The organism is Halochromatium sp., assembly GCF_054919635.1.
The window spans coordinates 1-2,943 of sequence record NZ_JBUDPI010000416.1 but is presented as its reverse complement, the minus strand read 5'-3'; the positions used below and the strand labels follow the sequence as shown (position 1 = coordinate 2,943).

Here is a 2,943-nt window from a genome sequence, read left to right as displayed (position 1 = left end):
AGGCCGATGCCCAGGGCGGCTTCACGGCAGAACGGGTTTTCGAAGGGGACTCACCTTTGTCGTCAGCATGATGACCGGTCGAGGCACGCTGAACCCCTCGCTCGGCCTCAAACTGACCTGGGCGCTGATCATCCTGGCCATCACCATCGGCACCCTACTCGCAGGCAGCGTGGAGGTGGCCAAGACCCTGGCCGTGAGCGGCGCCATCCCCTTCGCGCTGGTGCTGCTATTACAGATCGCGGCCTTCTTGCGCACGCTGCGCGACGAGGAAGGGCCGCTGCTCGCGGCTCGGCAGGTCTAGCCGTCATGCTGCGCCAACACCATCACCTCCCCTCCCTCCTCCTGTTGGCCACCCTCGCCCTCGGCGGCTGCGGCGAGATCGAGCGCCCGCTGATCGTGGGCGCCAAGGACTTCGCTGAGCAGCAGGTCACCGCCCAGCTGTTGGCGCAGACGCTGCGTGCTCACAACATCGCGGTCGAGGTCGACGACAGCGCCCGAGACAGCCTCGGCACCATCGGCGCCCTCTGGGCTGGCGAGATCGATCTCTACGTCGACTACACGGGCTCCATCCTCGCACTCAGCGGGCACCCGCCGCTGCATGAAGGTCTAGCCTCCTTCGTTGCTGCGCAGCAGGCACTCGCGCCTTTCGCACTCTCCACCGGGCCGTTGCTCGGCTTCAACAACGACTATGTGGTGCTGGCGCGCCCCGGCTCCCAATCCGCAGCGGCGCCGACACGCCTGGGAGCGCTGGCGGACTCGGGCCGGCTGCTGCGCGTGGGCATGACCCAGGAATTTCGCGCGCGACCGCTGGACGGCTTCGAGCCACTGGTACGCCGTTATGGGCTGCGCGCCGAGCCTAGCCTGCTGGTCTCCAGCACCGCAGAGGGCAAGGACAGACTCTACGCCGCGCTACTCGATGATGACATCGACCTCGCGGTGGGCTTCAGCACCGACCCCCAGATCGCGGAGTTTGGACTCATTCAAATCGCTGATGACCGCGGCTTCTTCCCGGCTTATGCGGCGGCGCCTATCACCCGATCATCCCTACTGACGCGCCGCCCGGACATCGCAACGGCACTCACGACGCTGGAAGACCAGGTGTCCACGGCAGCCATGCGCCAGATGCTGACCGAGGTGACCACGCTCGGTGCCGACCCTTTCGCCGTCGTCGCGCGCTTCCTTGACCCGACCCTGCCACCCGCCACCGACGGTACCCTGGCACGGCCCTTCGGCATCGCGGTGGGGCGGCTCGATGCAATCGCCGGACAGGCGGCCGATGTGGTGCTGGCGCTGCGCAAGGCGTTCCCCCGGACGGCGCATTGAGGTGCAGCGCACGACCGATCCGCTCGCATCACTGCTCGCAGGCAAGGTGCGTTATGCGTTGGTGACGGGGCCGGCACTGTTCACCCTCGATGAAGTCCGTGGCAAGCCGGAGCGCGGCGATGCAGATGCCTTGGTGCCGGTCGGCTTCGATACGCTGCATCTGCTGACCCGCCCCGATGCCGGCAGCGAGGTCTGGGGCGCCGAGACACGCATCGGCGTTGGCCCGGACGAGGACATCACCGCGCGCACGGCAGGCTTCGTCGAGTCTGGCATGGAGGCGGCCCGCGCAACCCTGGTGTCAACAGAGGCCGACGGCCTCGCTGCGTTTCGTGCTCAGGCAGCAGAGGTGCGCGACGGCGCGATGGACGGGCTGCTCATCATGGCTGAGACCGGACATCCGCTCATCGCCGAGCTGCTGGCCGATGGGCTGCAGCTCGCTGCCATCGACGGTTGGGAGACCCAGGGCAACCGCCTGGCCTTCCCCTTCTTGCAACCGGTCACCATCCCGGCGGCCACCTATCCTGGACAGTCCGTGCCGCTCGCCAGCGTCGGCAGCCAGGTGGTGCTCGCCGCCGCCCGACCAGACCCGACCGACGCCGTGGGCGTGGTGGGACCCGGCTCAGCCGCCATCGGCCAGAACCTGCCGATCGCAGCCGGCACCGTTGCCCGCCTTCGCGATGCGCTGGATGTGACCGTGCGCCTGGACCCCAGCCTACCGACGTCGATGATCGCCTTTGAGCCGCCGGCGGAGCGCCGCGAGGGCATCGGCCTGTCGCCGGCGGGGTCGCTGGTTAACCTGGGCGCAATCATTGCGTTGGTATTGATCATTCGACTGTCCTTGTCGAAACCTCGCAACGGCGCTCGACAGCCCCGCGCATGAGGCGATATCCAGCCTCTCCTAGCCCCGCTCACCACCACCCTCTTCATCAGGCTCGTCGGCGCCCTGGTCACCGCTGGCATAGCTTGTTTCGACACGCGGCGCTTTCGTCTCGCTGCCGCCGATCAGTGTCGCTAACTTGGGCTCCGTGGGCTTGTCCTGATCGGCCAAATGCAGGTGCATATCCCTCTGCGGGAATGGGATCGAGATACCATTGGCATCGAACGCCTCCTTCACCGCGCGGTGAAGGTCCCAATAGACCGTCCAGTAATCCGCGGTCTTCACCCAGGGTCGGACGATGAAGTTGACCGAGCTATCCCCCAGCTCGCTGACCCGGATGTTCGGCGCCGGATCCTCAAGCACCAGTGGATGGCTGGCGATCACCTGCTCGAGCACCGCCTGCGCCTTCTCGATCGAGTCGCCATAGCCGATGCCGAATACAAGATCGACGCGGCGCATGTCCGAGGCGGTGACATTGGTGATGACGTCGCCCCAGACCTTGGAGTTCGGGAGCACGATCACCTGGTTGTCCGGCGTGGTCACGGTCGTGGAGACCACCGAGACGCGCTTGATCGTGCCGCCAAGACCGGCGACCTGCACATAGTCGCCTTCATCAAAGGGGCGATTGAACATGATCATTAGTCCCGCGGCGAGGTTGCCGAGCGTCTCCTGCAGCGCAAAGGCGATAATGAAGGAGGCGCCGCCCACCAGGGCGAACAGCGGTGTGATGTTCACACCGACCG

Annotated in this window: 4 protein-coding genes; 3 read left to right on the top strand and 1 reads right to left on the bottom strand. The window is 66.5% G+C overall.

The annotated features are described in order from the left end of the window. From ACY693_RS17565 to ACY693_RS17555, 3 genes are all read left to right on the top strand, one after another. The coding region (locus ACY693_RS17565; protein WP_462323104.1) for a BCCT family transporter at window positions 1–301 on the top strand (301 nt) is incomplete at its 5' end. A gap of 5 nt (window positions 302–306) precedes the next feature. Then, the gene (locus ACY693_RS17560) at window positions 307–1,323 is read left to right on the top strand and encodes an ABC transporter substrate-binding protein (protein WP_462323103.1); all 1,017 of its coding nucleotides are present in this window, start codon (window positions 307–309) and stop codon (window positions 1,321–1,323) included. Between the two features lies 1 nt (window position 1,324). Beyond that, window positions 1,325–2,203, top strand: a complete 879-nt coding sequence (locus ACY693_RS17555) for a type 2 periplasmic-binding domain-containing protein (protein WP_462323102.1) — start codon at window positions 1,325–1,327, stop codon at window positions 2,201–2,203. Between the two features lie 18 nt (window positions 2,204–2,221). Here ACY693_RS17555 and ACY693_RS17550 read toward each other — a convergent pair. After that, window positions 2,222–2,943: mechanosensitive ion channel family protein (locus ACY693_RS17550; protein WP_462323101.1), on the bottom strand; the 722-nt coding region annotated here is incomplete at its 5' end.

What these genes read in the sequence shown, in the direction of transcription:
- ACY693_RS17560 (WP_462323103.1), top strand. Translation starts at nt 307, where the DNA reads ATGCTGCGCCAACACCATCACCTCCCCTCCCTCCTCCTGTTGGCCACC.